Source organism: Kocuria sp. SM24M-10, from assembly GCF_001027955.1.
GTDB classification, from domain to species: domain Bacteria; phylum Actinomycetota; class Actinomycetes; order Actinomycetales; family Micrococcaceae; genus Kocuria; species Kocuria oceani.
The window spans coordinates 1-15608 of record NZ_LDNX01000010.1 but is presented as its reverse complement, the minus strand read 5'-3'; the positions used below and the strand labels follow the sequence as shown (position 1 = coordinate 15608).

Sequence of the window (15608 nt, the reverse complement as noted above, 5' to 3'; positions counted from 1 at the left end):
CGGCGGCGACCGCGGCGAGGACAAGGACCACGGCGGCGACCGCGGCGAGGACAAGGACCACGGCGGCGACCGCGACGAGGACAAGGACCGCGGCGGCGACCGCGACGGTTATGACCGCAAGGGTTACGACCGCGACGGTTACGACCGCGACGGTTATGACCGCAAGGGTTACGACCACAAGGGCTACGACCGAGAGGGCTACGACCACAAGGGCTACGACCGAGACGGCTACGACCGAGACGGCTACGACCGAGAGGGCTACGACCACAAGGGCTACGACCGCGACGGCTACGACCGCGACGGCTACGACCGCGACGGCTACGACCGCGACGGCTACGACCGCGACGGCAGGGACCGCGACGAGGAGCCCTGCGACGAGGACAAGCCCGACGAGGACAAGCCCGACGAGGACAAGCCCGACGAGGACAAGCCCGACGAGGACAAGCCCGACGATGAGGCTCCGACGGGGGCGCCGGTTCAGGTAGACAGGGAGGTCGTGCCGGTGAGCGTGGACACCACCGTGGTGGAGGCTCCGACGGGAGCGCCGGTTCAGGTAGACAGGGAGGTCGTGCCGGTGAGCGTGGACACCACCGTGGTGGAGACGGCCGATGAGGCTCCCGTCGTGGCCGGCGAGCAGGAGATGCTCGCGGACACCGGGGTGAGCGCCGGTGTGCTCGCCGCCGCCGGCATGGGCCTGCTGCTGATGGGCGTCGGCGCGCTGCTCCGCCGCCGGGTGGCCTGAAACCACTGAGTGGATGCGAGGGGTGTCTCCGCGGGGCCAGTCTGCGGGGACACCCCTCGGCCGTTCGACCCATGGTTCACCGCCGTGGAGCACAGCCGAGGAGTATGAGACGAAGATGAGCGCGGAGAGCATGGTGCAGATCCGGGAACTTCCTGCGGATACGCCCCGTCCACCGAAGTCCGGACGAACGCCGCAACGTGGATGGTTCCTGCGCGGATGCGGGGAGCTGCTGATCACCTTCGGCGTCCTGCTCGTCCTCTTCGTGGTTGGGCAGCTGTGGTGGACGAACATCGACGCGGATGCGGCCCACCGAGAGGCAGTGACCCAGATCGCCCAGGAACTGAGCAGTCCTGCCGGGGACGTGGCCGCCGGCCCCGAGGACTCCGACGACAGCAGCGGCGCTCCGACTCACAGCTCGGGCCGCCCGGTACCGGAAGCGAACACCGGGATCGATGGCGACCGGGTGCCGATCGCGGAGGCGCCGGCATACGGGCAGCCCCTGGGTATCGTCTACGTGCCCAGGTTCGGCGCGGACTACGCCCGGCCCCTCATAGAAGGCACGGGCAACGACGTGCTGGACACCCTGGGGCTGGGCCACTACACGTCCACCGCCATGCCGGGCGAGGTCGGCAACTTCGCTGTGGCCGGGCACCGGCAGACCAACGGCAAGGTGCTGGACCTGATCCACACACTGCTCCCCGGGGACAGGATTCATGTCCGCACGGCCGAGGGCTATTACACGTACGTCTTCCGCGACAGCGAGATTGTGCGTCCGACGGAGACGAGGGTTCTCGCTCCGGTGCCCGATTCCCCGAGTGCGCAGCCGACGGAGTCCCTGCTCACCCTGACCAGCTGCCACCCGCGCTTCGGGAGCACCGAGCGCATCATCGCCTACGCCGTCCTCGAATCCTGGCGCCCGGTCGCCGCCGGCCCGCCCGCCGACATCGCCGACACCGTTGCCGCCGTCGAAGGCAGGAGCTGACGCCCATGTATGCCTGGATCTTCGCCCATCTGCCCGGCCCCTTGTGGGTCCGGGTCCTCACGTCGATCGTCTTGATCGCTGGTGCGGTCCTCCTCCTGATGGAGGTGGTCTTCCCCTGGGCGGCTCTCCACTTCCCCTCCGGCGTGCAGGTCACCGTCGCAGAATGAGCCCCCGGCACCGCGCGGACGCTTCACGCGGTCTGCGTGACCTCTACCGTCACCTGCAACCCCGACGTTCCGCCCCCGCCGGTGACCATGCCCTTGAGCGGGGTGACGTCGGTGTAGTCGCGGCCGCGGGCGACCGTGACGTGGAAGTCGGTCAGCCGGGTGTGGTTGGTCGGGTCGTAGGCGTACCACCGGTCGTTCCACCACTCGACCCAGGCGTGGGACTCCCCCGGCACGGTTCGTCCGATGCCGGCCTCGTAGTCCGGGTGCAGATAGCCGGAGACGTAGCGGGCGGGGATCCCGATGTGCCGCATCATCCCGATGGCCACGTGCGCGAGGTCCTGGCAGACGCCCTTCGCCTCCCGCCAGGCGGCCTCCGCGTCGGTGTGCACCCCGGTGACGCCCGGGACGTACTGCATGTGCGTGGCGATCCCCGCGAAGATCGCCGCTGCCGCGGCGGCCGGATCCGCGGACTCCTTGCGGATCTCCTCGGCGACCCGCTCCAGCTCGGGCCCGATCCGCGTCAGCGGGGTCTGCGGGACGTGGTCGGACACCGCGTCCAGCACCTCGGGCACGGCCAGCTCCTCCCAGCTGAGGCCGTCGGCGGCCTCGTCCCCGGGGCGGCGGTTGACCTCGACGGTGGCGGAGGAGCGGATCTCCAGGTGGCGGTGCCGGCCCTGGATGTCGAAGGCGGCCACCCGGGTGCCCCAGTAGTCCCGGTAGTTGCTGACCGTGGCGATGCCCGGGCTCAGTGTCAGCTCCGCCTCCAGGACGATCTGCTCGTCGTCGGTGATGGGCGTCATCCGGGCCTCGTTGTAGGACTTCGAGACGCTGTCGTTGTAGTCGTAACGGGTGACGTGGTCGATCTTGAGCCGGGTCACAGCATGCCTCCGAACCAGGACGCCTCGAGGGCGTGCGAGAAGTACTTGGCGCCCACGGACTCCGACGCCCTCGCGCACGCGGCCTGGACGTTGTTCAGGTGCTCGGGCAGCACCGCGATGAGGTCCTCCGCGTGGTGGAACTCCAGGGCCGTGCGCGCCTCGCCGATGATCCGCCGGGCGTCGTCCTTGAACCCGACCCGCTGGATGCCCGGCTCCAGGTTCACGAGGATCTCCTCGGCCGTGGTGAGGGCGTGCAGGATGGAGCGCGGGAAGAGCCGGTCCAGCAGCAGGAACTGCGTGGCCGACTCGTCGCTGAACGTCCCGTAGCGGGTGCGCAGGAACGCCTCGTAGGCCCCGGCGCAGTGCAGGATCGACACCCAGGACATGCCCGAGGTGGACGTGGAGCGGGTCCACAGCAGTCGCGAGGTCATGTCCGCCCGCTCGATCGCGGCGCCGAGGGACAGGAACATCCACGACTCGTCGTGGGACATGGTCATCTGCACCTGCCCGCGCACGGTCGCCATCCGCTCCACGGTCCAGTGGCAGACGCGGAAGGTCCCGACCACGTCCCGGCGGTGCTGGCCCAGGCCGTAGTAGGTGGAGTTCAGCGACTCCCACATGGCCGAGGAGACGGTCTCCCGGGCACGGCGGGCGTTCTCCCGGGCCGCGTGCAGGGAGCCCGAGATCGAGGTCAGGCAGTCCCTGTTCCAGGCGAGCTCGTGGATCATCGACCGGACGCTGTAGCCCCCGTCGGCGGGTTCCACGCCCATGACCGCCATGATGCGCCGCACCTCGGCCTCCTGCTCGCCCACGGGCAACTGGGTGATGCGCTCGAGGTGGACGTCCAGGATCCGGGCGACGCCGTCGGCGCGCTCGACGTAGCGCCCGATCCAGAACAGGGACTCGGCGATCCGGCTCAGCATGAGGACTCCTTCTCGGGGCGGGTCGTGGGGGCGGCGGCCCGCCCCTGCTGCTGCTGCTGCTGCTGGTCGCTGTCCGCCTCGTCCTGCCAGGACGCGGACACCGGCCAGGTGTGCACCGAGGAGTCCACGTCCGGCGGCGGCGCCTGGCCCGGGTCGAGGTCCTGGGTCTGGGGCTGGCCCAGCACCCAGGTGTCCTTCGAGCCGCCGCCCTGGGAGGAGTTCACGATCAGCGACCCCTTCTGCATCGCCACGCGGGTCAGCCCGCCGGGCAGCACGTACACGTCCTCGCCGCTGTTCACCGCGAAGGGGCGCAGGTCCACGTGGCGGGGGCTGAACTCCCCGTCCGCGAACGTCGGCACGGTGGACAGCTGGAGCACGGGCTGGGCGATCCAGCCGCGCGGGTCGGCGAGCACCTTGGCCCGCAGCTCCTCGAGCTCGGCCGCGGTGGCCTGGGGGCCGATCACCAGGCCCTTGCCGCCGGAGCCGTCCACGGGCTTGACCACGAGCTCGTCCAGGTGGTCCAGGACGTAGGCGCGGGCCTCGTCCTCCTCCAGCCGGTAGGTGTCCACGTTGGGCAGCACCGGCTCCTCGTCGAGGTAGTAGCGGATCAGCTCGGGCACGTAGGAGTAGGTCAGCTTGTCGTCGGCCACGCCGTTGCCGATGGCGTTGGCGATGGTCACGTTGCCGGCCCGGGCCGCGTTGACCAGCCCGGAGCAGCCCAGCGCGGAGTCGGAGCGGAAGTGCAGGGGGTCCACGAAGTCGTCGTCGATGCGCTTGTAGATCACGTCCACGCGCTGCTCGCCGTCGGTCGTGCGCATGTAGACCTTGTCCCCGCGCACCACGAGGTCGCGGCCCTCCACGAGCTCCACGCCCATCAGCCCGGCCAGCAGGGTGTGCTCGAAGTAGGCGGAGTTGAACACGCCCGGGGTGAGCACCACGACCACCGGGTCCTCGGCCGCCTCGGGGGCGGTGGCGCGCAGCGCCCGGTAGAGGTGCCGGGGATAGGCCTCCACCGCACGGATGGGCTGGGACATGAACGCCTCGGGCAGGCCCTTGGCCATGGCCCGCCGGTTCTCGATCACGTAGGAGACCCCGGAGGGCACGCGCACGTTGTCCTCGAGCACCCGGAACACCCCCTGCTGGTCGCGCACCACGTCGATGCCCGCCACGTGGATCCGCACCCCGCCCGGCGGCCGGAAGCCCCACACCGCGCGGTGGAAGTGCGCGGAGGAGGTGATCAGCGCCCGCGGCACGATGCCGTCGGCGACCACCCGCTGCTCCCCGTAGACGTCGTCGAGGAAGCACTCCAGCGCCCGGACCCGCTGCTTCACGCCCCGCTCGATGACGTCCCACTCCTCGGCGGTGAGCACGCGCGGGACGATGTCCAGGGGGAAGGGCCGCTCCTCCCCGGCGAAGTCGAAGGTCACGCCGCGGTCGAGGAAGGACCGGGCCATCGAGTCGGCGCGCGTGTTGACGTCGCTGAGCGACAGCTCGCCCAGCACGCCGCCGACCTGCTCGTAGCCGGGCCGGGACCGCTGGTCCCCGGTGAACATCTCGTCGTAGGCCGCCGCGCCGGACATGTCGGCGGCGTAGTGGTCGAACAGGTCGGGCATGTCGGGCGATCACACGCCTTTCGGGATCGTGGCGGTCTGTACCCGCAGTATGGACGCGCCGTATTTCGCAGTGGTAACCGGGATGCCGGACGTGCTTCCGATTCTGTCACGCGCCGCACCGGGGGACCCGGCAGGACGTACCCCTACGATGGGATGGCGCGCCCGCCCGACGCGGACGCGCCGCCGCCCCGGACGCCGGGCGCGGCGGGCCCGAGCGGAGAGGAACCGATGGACGCCCCGGACCCCCAGCACCGCGTCACCGTGGTCGTGGCCACCCGCAACCGGCGGGAGGAGCTCGTCGAGCACCTGGGACGGCACGAGGGGCCCGTGATCGTCGTCGACAACGCCTCCACGGACGGCTCCGTCGAGGCGGTGCGCGCGGCGCACCCGCACGTGCAGGTCGTGCCCCTGCCGCGCAACGTCGGCGCGGTGGCCCGCACCGTGGGCGTGCGCCTGGCCCGCACCCCCTACGTGGCCTTCGCCGACGACGACTCCTGGTGGGCCCCCGGCGCGCTCGCCCGCGCGTCCGCCGTGTTCGACGCCCATCCCCGGCTCGGCCTGCTCGCCGGGTCGATCGCCGTGGGACCCGAGGAGCGTCCCGACCCCCTCAACGCCGTGCTGGCGGCGTCCCCGCTGGGCATCCCCCCGGGGTGCCCGGGCCCCGCGCTGCTCGGCTTCGTGGGGTGCGGGGCGATCGTGCGCCGCTCGGCGTTCCTGGAGGTCGGCGGCTTCGACGACGTCGTGCGCTTCCCCGGCGAGGAGGAGCGCGTGGCCCTGGACCTCTTCGACGCCGGCTGGCGGCTGGCCTACGTCCCGGAGATCCGGGCCCACCACCACCCCTCCCCGCACCGGGAGACCAGCGACCGCCGCCGGACCGAGCTCGTGCGCAGCCGCGTGCTCACCGCGCTGATGCGCCGGCCCTGGCGCGCCGTGGGCCGGGAGCTGCGGGACGCCCTGCGCGCCGGGCGCCCGGGGCGCCGCGGCGTGCTGGGGGCCCTGCCCCGGGTCCCGGCCGCCCTGCGGGCCCGCCGCCGCACCTCCCCCGCCACCGAGGCCGCGCTGGCGCTGCTGCACGCCCCGGCCACCACCGACCCGCACCGCACCGACCCGACCGCCACCGATTCCACCGCCCCGGAGGACAGCCCGTGACCGAGACCGCCCCCACCCCCGCGACCGGCCCCGACCCCGACGAGCGCGTGGCGGTGGTGATGATCACCTACAACCGCCGGGACGAGGCGCTGCTGGCGCTGGCACGGCTGCACGAGCTGCCCGAGCGCCCGCACGTGGTGGTGGTCGACAACGGCTCGCAGGACGGGACCGCCGACGCGATCCGCGAGCAGCACCCCTGGGCGGAGCTGGTGGCGAGCCCGGTGAACCTCGGCGCGGTGGGCCGCAACGTGGCCATGGAGCGGGTGCGGACCCCGTTCGTGGCCTTCTGCGACGACGACACCTGGTGGGAGCCGGGGTCCCTGCGCCGGGCCGCCGACGCGCTGGCGGCCCATCCGCGCCTGGGCGTGGTCACCGGCCGGATCCTGGTGGAGCCCGGCGCCCGGGAGGACGCGATCAACGCGGAGCTGCTGTACTCCCCCGTGCAGGGCCCCGACTGGCTGCCGGGCCCGGCGCTGGGCAGCTTCCTCGCAGGTGCCTCCGTGGTGCGCCGCACGGCCTTCCAGGAGGTCGGCGGCTTCAGCGAGCGGCTGTGGCTCGGCGGGGAGGAGGAGCTGCTGGCCGCGGACCTCGCGACCGCCGGCTGGGAGCTCGTGCACCTGCCCGACGTGGTGGTCCACCACCAGGCCTCGACGGTCCGGGACCCGCACCTGCGCCGCCGGCACGGGCTGCGCAACACGCTGTGGTTCATCTGGCTGCGCCGGCCGCTGCGGGCCGCGCTGCGCCGCACCCGCGACGTGGTCGGCGGCGCGCCGCGGGACCGGGTGACGGCCCTGGCCCTGCTCGACGCGCTGCGCGGGGCGCCGTGGGTGCTGCGCGAGCGGCGCCCGCTCCCGGAGCGGGTGGAGCGGCGCTTCCTGGTCCTGGAGGACTCCCAGCGCAGCAGCGCCGCCCGCCGCTACGTCAGCTGAGCGCGGCGCCCGGCCCGGGCCCGGCACCTGCGCCGGGCGCGCCTCAGCCGAGACCCGGGGCGGCGGAGACCGGGCGGGCGGCGGCGCTCTGCCGGAACCACTCGACCGTGCGCCCGAGGCCCTCGCTCCAGGGCACCTCCGGGGCCCAGCCGAGGACCTCCGTGGCCAGCGCGGTGTCGGGGCGGCGCACCTTGGGGTCGTCGACCGGGCGGTCGACGAACTCCACGGCCGAGGAGGACCCGGTGGCGGCGATGACGTCGCGGGCGATCTGCAGCACGGACAGCTCGTGCGGGTTGCCGATGTTCATCGGTCCGCTGTGCCCGCTCCCGGCCAGGGCGAGGATGCCCCGCACCAGGTCGGACACGTAGCAGACGGAGCGGGTCTGCTCGCCGTCGCCGGCGACGGTGAGCGGCTCCCCCGCGAGGGCCTGCCGGATGAAGGTGGGGATGGCCCGGCCGTCGAAGGGCCGCATCCGCGGGCCGAAGGTGTTGAAGATCCGCACGATCCCGGTGTCCACGCCGTGCTCGGCGCGGTAGGCGACCGTGAGGGCCTCGGCGAAGCGCTTGGCCTCGTCGTACACCCCGCGGGGGCCGACCGGGTTGACGTGGCCCCAGTAGCTCTCGGGCTGGGGGTGGACCTGCGGGTCGCCGTAGACCTCGGAGGTGGAGGCGAGCACGAACCGCGCGCCCTTGTCCTTGGCCAGGCCCAGGGCGTGGTGGGTGCCGATGGAGCCGACCTTGAGCGTGTGGATGGGCAGCTTGAGGTAGTCGATCGGGGAGGCCGGGGAGGCGAAGTGCAGGACCAGGTCCACGTCGCAGGGCACGTGCACGTAGTCGGTGACGTCGCACTGGACGAGCCGGAACCCCGGGTCGCCCACCAGGTGCTCGATGTTGGCCGCGGAGCCGGTCAGGAAGTTGTCCAGGCAGACCACCTCGACCTCCCGGCGGCGCAGCTCGGTGCACAGGTGGCTGCCGAGGAAGCCGGCGCCGCCGGTCACGACGGCGCGGCGGATCGGGCGGGTGGTCACGTCGGGCGTGGGGTTCACGGTGCTCCTCTGGATCGACAAGGGGTGGTGGGGTCGGCGCAGGCCGCGGCGCCGGCCGGTCTCAGGTGCGGGCGGCGGCGAGCTGGGAGCGGGCCGCGGCCAGGACCTCGTCCGGGGTGACGGCGGCGAGGCGCTCGTCGAGCTCCGCCGCGTGCGGGTCGCCCCAGGCGGGCGCGGACGGGTCGCCGTGCCACAGGACCGTGTGCAGCCCGGGGTCCACGGCCGGGCCCCACCACGCGGGCGGGGTCGGGCCGAACAGCACGACGGAGGGCACGGCCAGGGCGGTGGCCACGTGGGCCACGCCGGTGTCCGTGCTCAGCACCGCGGCGCTCTCCCCGACGGCCGCGGCCAGCCCGGCCAGGTCCAGGGTGCCGCAGCGGTCCTCGGCGCCGTCCACGCCGTCCACCACGGCGGCGGCGAGCGCGGACTCGGCCGGGGAGCCGGTGACGACGACCCGGTGGCCGTCGGCGACGAGCGCCCGGGCGACCTCCCGCCAGCGCGGGGCGGGCCAGCGGCGGGAGCCGGAGGCGGCGCCCGGGTGGATGAGCACGGGGGCCCCGGCGGGTGCGGGGCGGTGGGGTCGCAGGAGCAGGTCCTCCGGGCCGCACGGGCCGCCGGCCTCGCTCACCAGCCGGCACCAGCGGTGCACCTCGTGCTCGTCCCGCCGCCAGGCCGGTCCGGTGTGCCCGGCCTCCGGGGCGGCGAACCCGACGAGCCGCTCGGGCCCGGAGGCCAGCAGCAGCTCGTGGCTGCGCGGGCCGCGCCCGTGCAGGTTCACGGCCACGTGCCCGCCGCGCACCCGCGGCAGCGGCACCAGCCCGGACTGGGGCAGCACTCCGTCGACCACGCCGAGCTCGGTCAGCCAGGAGCCCAGGGGCTCCGGCGCGGCGAGCACGATGCGGTGGTCGGGCAGCATCCGGCGCACGCCGCGCAGCGGGGCCACGGCGGTCAGCGAGTCCCCGAGGCCCAAGGCCCGCAGCACGAGCACGTCCCCGGCCCCGATGGTGGCCGGGTCCACGGTGCACCGCCCGGGCGCGGGAAGGCCCTGGACGGCGACCGGCTCAGCCCTCACGGCCGGCCCGCTGCAGGATGGCCGTGGTGGAGCGCCCCGAGAGGTAGGGCAGCACGGTGACCCGCCCGCCCCAGCCGCGCACGTCGGCGGCCTCGGGCAGCTGCTCGGGGGTGTAGTCCCCGCCCTTGACCCACACGTCGGGGCGGAGCAGGTTCAGGGCGGCGCGGGGGTCGTCCTCGTCGAAGAGCACGACCGCGTCGACGCTGCGCAGCGCGCTCAGCACCCGGGCGCGGTCGGCCTCGCCGACCACGGGCCGGCCCGGCCCCTTGAGCCGGCGCACGGAGTCGTCGGCGTTCAGCAGCACCACGAGGGCGTCGCCGAGGCGCCGCGCGGCGTCCAGGGAGGCGATGTGCCCGGCGTGCAGCACGTCGAAGCAGCCGCCGGTGGCGACCACGGTCCCGCCGCGCCCGCGCACCTCGCTCAGCAGCTCCTGGACCTCCCGGGGCAGCCGCTCGGCACCCGGGTGCAGGGCCGGCCGGGCGTGCACCCCCGCGGCGCGGCGGGTGCGGTAGGTGGCCGCGCCGCCGGCGGCGACCCACTGGCCCGCGGCCTCCACGGCGGTCTCCACGGCCGCGGTCACGTGGGCGCCGCCGCCCAGGGCCAGCGCCGCCGCGGAGGCGAACCGGTCCCCCGCACCGCAGGGGTCGGTGTTCTGCACCGGCGCCGCCGGCACGAGCTCCACGCCCGTGGCCGTGGCCAGGTACGCCCCGTCCGCCCCGGCCGTGACGGCCACCGCGCGGGCGGCCCAGTGCCGGCGCAGCCCGGCGGCGAGGTCCCGGGGAGTGCCCGGGGCGTCGAGGGCGGCCGCGGCCTCGACGGCGTTGGGGGTGACGAGCGCGCAGCCCGGCACCGGGGCGCCGCCGCGCGGGTGCGGGTCCCAGACGACCACGCCGGTCCGGGCGTGCTCCTCCAGCGCCGCGCGCACGGCGGGGTCGGTGCTGACGCCTCCCCCGTAGTCGGAGACCAGGACGGCGTCGGCCCCGGCCAGGACGGCGGCCACCTGCGCGGTCGTGACACCCACCGGGGTGCCGGGTCCGCCCTCGTCCACGCGCACGAGGGTCTGGCCCGCGCTGCGGATCCGGGTCTTGGTGCGGGTCCCGCCCTCGTGGCCGAGCCGCTCCAGGCGGACCTCCCCGAGCGCGTCGGCCAGCTGCCGGCCGGCGTCGTCCTCGGCCACCGGCGCCAGCAGCGTCACCGTCACCCGGGCCGGGACGGCCCCGACCGCCGGGGGCTCCGCGCACAGCAGCGCGGCCAGGCCGGCCCCGCCCGGGCTGGCGAAGACGGCGTCCACGTCCACCACCGGGACCGGGGCGTCGGGGCTGAGCCGGGTCGAGGTTCCGGCCACGTCCCGGTCCAGCAGGGCGTCGCCGACCACCACGATGCGTGCCGCGCTCATGCGACCCCCGCCCGCACGGCGTCGCGCGCCGCGAGTTCCCCGGTCCGCCCGTGCCCGCTCGCGGGCTCCTCCGCGGCCGGGACCAGCCGGGCGTCGACGGCCGCGCACACGGCGTGCAGCAGCATCAGATGCACCTCCTGGATCACCGAGGTGCTGGCGGCGGGCACCGTGAGGACCTCGTCGGCCCGCTCGGTGAGCGGGTTCGGGCCCGGGCCGGTGAGCGCCCAGACGTGCATCCCCTGCTCGCGCGCCCGCTCGGCGGCGGCCAGCACGTTGGGGCTGCGCCCGCTGGTGGAGAGCACGACCAGGACGTCCCCGGCCCGGCCGTGGGCGCCCACCTGCCGGGCGAAGACCTCCTGCGCGCCGTAGTCGTTGGCGATCGCGGTGAGGCTGGAGGTCTCGGCGGACAGGCACAGGGCCGAGAGCGGGCGGCGCTCGTCGACGAAGCGGCCCACGAGCTCGGCGGTGAAGTGCTGGGCCTCCGCGGCGCTGCCGCCGTTGCCGGCGGCGAGCACGCGCCCGCCGTCGGTCAGCAGCCCCGCCAGACGGGCCCCCCAGCGGTGCACCACGTCGGCGTGCCGGGCGGCCTCGCGGGCCGCGACGGCGAGCTCGTGCGCGTGGGTCTCCAGCCACAGCTCGGTCCGGTCGCGCAGGGGCGGGTGCTCCCGCCGGTGGCGCTCGAGCACCCGGGCGTAGGAGCGCTCCGTCTCCTCCGCGACCCGCTCCCAGCCGAAGATCCGCTCGACGCGCTCGCGGCCGGCGCGGCCCATCCGGGCGGCCAGCTCGGGGTCCTCCAGCAGGGCGCGCAGGGCGGCGGCGGTGCCGGCGACGTCGCGCGGGGGCACGTGCAGGCCCGTCACGCCGTCCTCCACGCTGTCGAGCAGCCCGCCCACGGCGGTGCCGACCACGGGGCGGGCGCAGGCCATCGCCTCGAGGGGGACCATCCCGAACGGCTCGTACCAGGGGGTGCAGGCCACGACGTCCGCGCCGGCCAGCAGGGCCGCGGCGTCGTCGTGGTCCACGCGCCCGAGCAGCTCCAGGCGGCCGTCCACGCCGAGCTCGCGGGCCAGCGCGCGCAGCCGCAGGGCCTCGGGGTCGCGGTCGAGGTCGGCGCGGTCCGGGCCGCCCGCCACGACGAGCTCGGCCTCGGGCAGCTCGGCCAGCGCCCGCACGACGACGTCGACGCCCTTGCGCTCCACCAGCCGGCCGAGGGCCACGATCCGGGGCCGGCGCCGGCCCGTGGGCGGCGGGGCGGGGACGAAGGCGTCCAGGTCCACCCCGCAGGGCACCACGTCGATCCGGGAGTCGTCCCCGCCCAGGGCGAGCAGCTCGGCACGCTCGTCGCGGCAGGTGGCCAGGAGCAGGTCAGCGGCGGCGATGATCTCGTTCTCCGCCGCGAGCCGGCCGGCCGGGCTGGTGTCCGCCGCGCCCTGGTGCCGGCGCTTGACGGCGCCGAGGGCGTGGAAGGTCTGCACCACCGGGATCTGCAGGGCCTCGGCGGCGCGGCGGGCGGCGATCCCGGACATCCAGAAGTGCGCGTGCACGAGGTCGGGGGCGCCGGTGCGCGCCCAGTCCCGGGCGAGCCAGCGGCCGAACTCGTCCATGTACGGGGCGAGGTCGTCCTTGGGCAGCGGGCTCGGGGGCCCGGCCGGGACGTGCACCACACGCGCGCCGGGGGCGAGCTCCACGACGTCGGGGAGCCGCACGGCGTCGCGCCGCGTGTAGACGACGACCTCGTGGCCGCGGCGCGCCAGGCCCGTGGCGAGGGCGGCCACGTAGACGTTCTGTCCCCCGGCGTCGACCCCGCCGAGGGCGGCCAGGGGGCTGGCGTGCTCGGACACCATTGCGATTCTCATGCAGTCACCTTCTCCAGGATGCGGTCCCAGTCCGCCAGGAAGCGGTCCAGGCCGTAGTGTCTCAGGGCGTGCCCGCGGGCGGCGGTGCCCGCGGCGGCCGCCGCGTCGGGGTCGTTCAGCCAGTGCCGGGCCTGCGCGGCGAGGGCCTCCAGGTCGTTGGAGAGCAGCCCCGCGCCCGGTGGCACGGCGCGCGGCGCCTCGGTGGTCGAGAGCCCGAGCACCGGCATGCCGATGGTCATGGCCTCGAGCAGCGCCAGCCCCAGGCTCGTCCACCGGTAGGGGTGGAAGTAGGCCCGGTGCTCGCCGAGGGCCCCGTGCAGCTTCTCCTGAGGATAGTTCTCGTGCAGCCGCCCGGCCATGTGCGGCGCGTGCTCGGCCAGCTGGTCCATGCCCATCCCGTACACGTCCACGGGCAGCTCCCGGGCCAGGGCGGTCAACAGGTCGGTGCCGGCGATCCGCCCGCGCCGGACGGGTTCGTTGACCACGGCCGCGAGGCTCGCGGTGCGTCCGGTGTAGAGCGGGCCGGGGTCGAGGACGCCGTGCTCCACGACCTCGGTGGGCGCCTGCCCGTTGTCCCACATCATCCGGTTGAAGTGCGTCACGTGCACCACCGGGATGTCGGAGCGCTCCGCGAGCGGGTGGCGGGTGGCCACGGCGGGCCCGCGGGGGGTGTCGTGCTCCACGTACACGGCCGGGAGGTCGGTCCCGGCCCGGCGCCCGGTCCAGCGCTCGAGCAGCTCGAGCTCGTGCGGGCGCTGGAGCACCACGACGTCGATGTCCGCGTCGGCCAGCTCGGCCGGGGCGAGCTCCACGGCGGAGGCGGGCCAGTCCCAGGTGCGGGCGCGGCCCCGGCCGTCGGGGCCGCGGTCCTCGACCACGGGCAGCAGGCAGGTGTGGCGGCCGTGGACGAACGAGGTCGTCCACGAGCCGTGGACGTGCCAGATCAGGACGCGCATCGGGGTCCTCCTTCCGGTGCGGGAACAGGGGCGGGGGCGCCCGCGGGGCGGCGCACGAGGTCCTCGACGGCGGCCAGCACGGCCGCGGGCGGGACCTCGGACAGGCACGGGTGCCCGGGGACGGGGCAGTCGCGGGCCCGGGAGCCGCGGCAGGCCGCGGTCTGGTCCCCGAGCAGCACGACCGGCACCCCGTAGGGCGCCCACCGCTCGGGCGGGACCACCGGGGAGAAGAGGGACACCACCGGGGTGCCCACGGCGGCGGCGAGGTGGGCCGGGCCCGTGTTGCCGACGACGACGCAGGCCGCGGCGTCGAGCACGGCGGCCAGGCCCGCCAGGTCCGTGCGGCCGGCGAGGTCCAGCACGGCGCCCTCGGGCACCGTGCGCAGCGCGGCCGCCCGGGTCGCCGCGGTGAGCTCGCGCTCCCCCGGCCCGCCCGTGAGGACCACGGTGTGCCCCGCGGCCGCGAGCCCGGCCGCGAGGGACCCGGCGTGCTCGGGGGTCAGCCCGCGGGAGGGGACGGAGGCACCCGGGTGCAGCACCACGTGTCCCCCGTCCGGGACGGCGGTCGCGAGCTCCGGGGGCAGCGGGGGCAGCGGGCGGCGCACGGCCAGGCGCAGCTGGTCCCCGGCGGCCGGCGGCGCGCCGGCCGCGACGGCGAGCTCCACGGCCGCCTCGACCTCGTGCCCGCCGCCGGGCGGGTCGGCGCGGCGGTGCCGGACGTCGAGCAGGGACCCCGGGTAGTCCTCACTGGTGCCCACCACACGGGGAATCCCGGCGAGGCGGGCCAGCAGGGCCATGGGCAGGGGGCTCTGGTGGAAGGACGTGAAGATCACGGCGAGGTCGTAGTCCCGCGCGGCGAGCTCCCCGACGAGGCCGAGGGTGGCCTCCGGGTCCACCGGCGGGGGCCGGAACCCCGACCAGGGCGCGGCGTGCACGAGGACGTGCTCCACGTCCGGCAGCAGCCGCGCAGCGGCCGCCCCGGCGGGCGAGGCCAGCAGGTCCACCGGGCTCCCGGTCCGGGCCAGGGCCCGGACCGCGGGGCCGGTCAGCAGGACGTCCCCGTCCGAGTCGAGGCGGACGGCGAGGATGCGGCCCACGCTCAGCCCCGGGCCCCGGCCGGCACCGCCGGGCGGCCGGTCGGGGCGCCGAGCACGGAGGCGACCGCCTCGGTCAGGGTGGCGGCCACCGCGGGCGCGGCGGCGACCTCCTCCTCGCGGGTCACGGGGGTGGGCACCAGCACGGAGCGGGCCCCGGCGGCCTGGGCGGCCTCGACGTCGGCGCCGATGTCCCCGATGAGCACGCACTCGGCGGGCTGCACGCCCAGCTCCGCGGCGGCGGCGAGCACCATGCCGGGGCTCGGCTTGCGGCACGCGCAGCGGTCCTCGGGGGCGTGCGGGCACAGCTGCCAGACGTCGAACGGGCCGAGCAGCTCGGCCACCCGGGCGTTGACGGCGTCGACCTGGGCGCGGGTGAGCAGGCCACGGCCGATGCCGGACTGGTTGGAGACCACGCCCACGGCCAGTCCGGCCGCGCGCACGGCGGCCACGGCCTCCTCCGCGCCGGGCACGAGCTCCACCTTCGCCGGGTCGCCGTTGTAGGGCACGTCGTGCACGAGGGTGCCGTCCCGGTCGAAGAGCACCGCCCGCACCGGGACCGGCCAGGGGCCGGTCCCCCGGTGCCGCCACCGGCCGCGCAGCTTGTGCCGCACGGCGGCCACGGGGATCGCGGCGCTGGTGCGGGCCATGCGGCTGAGCTCGGGCAGGAACTCGGGGTCCCCGGGCCGCGGGCCCGGGCCCATGCGCAGCATCAGGAACCGGCCGGTGAGCCAGCCCCAGGCCGCGGCGCCGGCACCGGCCGCGGCCAGCGCGGTGCGGGCGCCCGAGCGCCGGCCCAGGGCCGC

General features: G+C 75.7%; 15 protein-coding genes. 5 read left to right on the top strand and 10 right to left on the bottom strand.

What is annotated here, in order from left to right:
* The 3 genes from ABL57_RS22120 to ABL57_RS22590 all read left to right on the top strand — a co-directional run.
* Positions 1-742: hypothetical protein (locus tag ABL57_RS22120; protein WP_203225525.1), on the top strand; the 742-nt coding region annotated here is incomplete at its 5' end.
* 130 nt (positions 743-872) lie between these two features.
* Positions 873-1724, top strand: a complete 852-nt coding sequence (locus ABL57_RS00730; protein WP_238985940.1) for a class E sortase — start codon at positions 873-875, stop codon at positions 1722-1724.
* A gap of 5 nt (positions 1725-1729) precedes the next feature.
* The gene (locus tag ABL57_RS22590; protein ID WP_047801539.1) at positions 1730-1891 is read left to right on the top strand and encodes a hypothetical protein; all 162 of its coding nucleotides are present in this window, start codon (positions 1730-1732) and stop codon (positions 1889-1891) included.
* A gap of 23 nt (positions 1892-1914) precedes the next feature.
* On the opposite strand, the gene ABL57_RS00720 is transcribed toward ABL57_RS22590, so the two are convergent.
* From ABL57_RS00720 to ABL57_RS00710, 3 genes are read right to left on the bottom strand one after another with little or no spacing between them, the layout of a single operon-like run.
* Entirely contained in the window at positions 1915-2769 is an 855-nt protein-coding gene (locus ABL57_RS00720) for a transglutaminase family protein (protein ID WP_047801538.1), read from the bottom strand.
* The gene (locus ABL57_RS00715; RefSeq protein ID WP_047801537.1) at positions 2766-3692 is read right to left on the bottom strand and encodes an alpha-E domain-containing protein; all 927 of its coding nucleotides are present in this window, start codon (positions 3690-3692) and stop codon (positions 2766-2768) included. Before ABL57_RS00715 ends, ABL57_RS00720 begins: the two co-directional genes overlap by 4 nt.
* A complete protein-coding gene (locus ABL57_RS00710; protein WP_047801536.1) occupies positions 3686-5305 on the bottom strand; it encodes a circularly permuted type 2 ATP-grasp protein in 1620 nt (539 codons plus the stop codon). Before ABL57_RS00710 ends, ABL57_RS00715 begins: the two co-directional genes overlap by 7 nt.
* A 228-nt stretch (positions 5306-5533) precedes the next feature.
* Here ABL57_RS00710 and ABL57_RS00705 point away from each other — a divergent pair, with 228 nt between their 5' ends.
* The gene (locus ABL57_RS00705) at positions 5534-6454 is read left to right on the top strand and encodes a glycosyltransferase family 2 protein (RefSeq protein ID WP_047801535.1); all 921 of its coding nucleotides are present in this window, start codon (positions 5534-5536) and stop codon (positions 6452-6454) included.
* Complete coding sequence (locus ABL57_RS00700; protein WP_047801534.1) at positions 6451-7383, top strand: glycosyltransferase family 2 protein; 933 nt, start codon at positions 6451-6453, stop codon at positions 7381-7383. Before ABL57_RS00705 ends, ABL57_RS00700 begins: the two co-directional genes overlap by 4 nt.
* Positions 7384-7426: 43 nt before the next feature.
* On the opposite strand, the gene ABL57_RS00695 is transcribed toward ABL57_RS00700, so the two are convergent.
* The 7 genes from ABL57_RS00695 to ABL57_RS00665 form a co-directional block, all read right to left on the bottom strand.
* Positions 7427-8428 carry a UDP-glucuronic acid decarboxylase family protein gene (locus ABL57_RS00695; protein WP_047801533.1) on the bottom strand — a complete coding sequence of 334 codons (1002 nt, stop codon included), beginning with the start codon at positions 8426-8428 and terminating at the stop codon, positions 7427-7429.
* A gap of 61 nt (positions 8429-8489) precedes the next feature.
* Positions 8490-9500 carry a glycosyltransferase family 9 protein gene (locus ABL57_RS00690; protein ID WP_238985939.1) on the bottom strand — a complete coding sequence of 337 codons (1011 nt, stop codon included), beginning with the start codon at positions 9498-9500 and terminating at the stop codon, positions 8490-8492.
* Positions 9490-10896: a PfkB family carbohydrate kinase gene (locus tag ABL57_RS00685; protein WP_047801531.1), complete on the bottom strand. Its 1407-nt coding sequence runs from the start codon at positions 10894-10896 to the stop codon at positions 9490-9492. The genes ABL57_RS00690 and ABL57_RS00685 overlap by 11 nt, the downstream gene beginning before the upstream one ends.
* Positions 10893-12752 (bottom strand): glycosyltransferase, encoded by a 1860-nt coding sequence (locus ABL57_RS22805; protein ID WP_082157138.1) that lies wholly within the window; start codon positions 12750-12752, stop codon positions 10893-10895. Before ABL57_RS22805 ends, ABL57_RS00685 begins: the two co-directional genes overlap by 4 nt.
* Positions 12749-13708 carry a glycosyltransferase gene (locus ABL57_RS00675; RefSeq protein ID WP_152683232.1) on the bottom strand — a complete coding sequence of 320 codons (960 nt, stop codon included), beginning with the start codon at positions 13706-13708 and terminating at the stop codon, positions 12749-12751. The genes ABL57_RS22805 and ABL57_RS00675 overlap by 4 nt, the downstream gene beginning before the upstream one ends.
* On the bottom strand, positions 13696-14805 hold the full coding sequence (locus ABL57_RS00670; RefSeq protein WP_152683231.1) for a glycosyltransferase family 9 protein: 1110 nt from the start codon (positions 14803-14805) through the stop codon (positions 13696-13698). The genes ABL57_RS00675 and ABL57_RS00670 overlap by 13 nt, the downstream gene beginning before the upstream one ends.
* 2 nt (positions 14806-14807) lie before the next feature.
* Positions 14808-15608 (bottom strand): HAD-IIIA family hydrolase (locus tag ABL57_RS00665; RefSeq protein WP_047801529.1); only part of this gene is annotated, 801 nt, incomplete at its 5' end.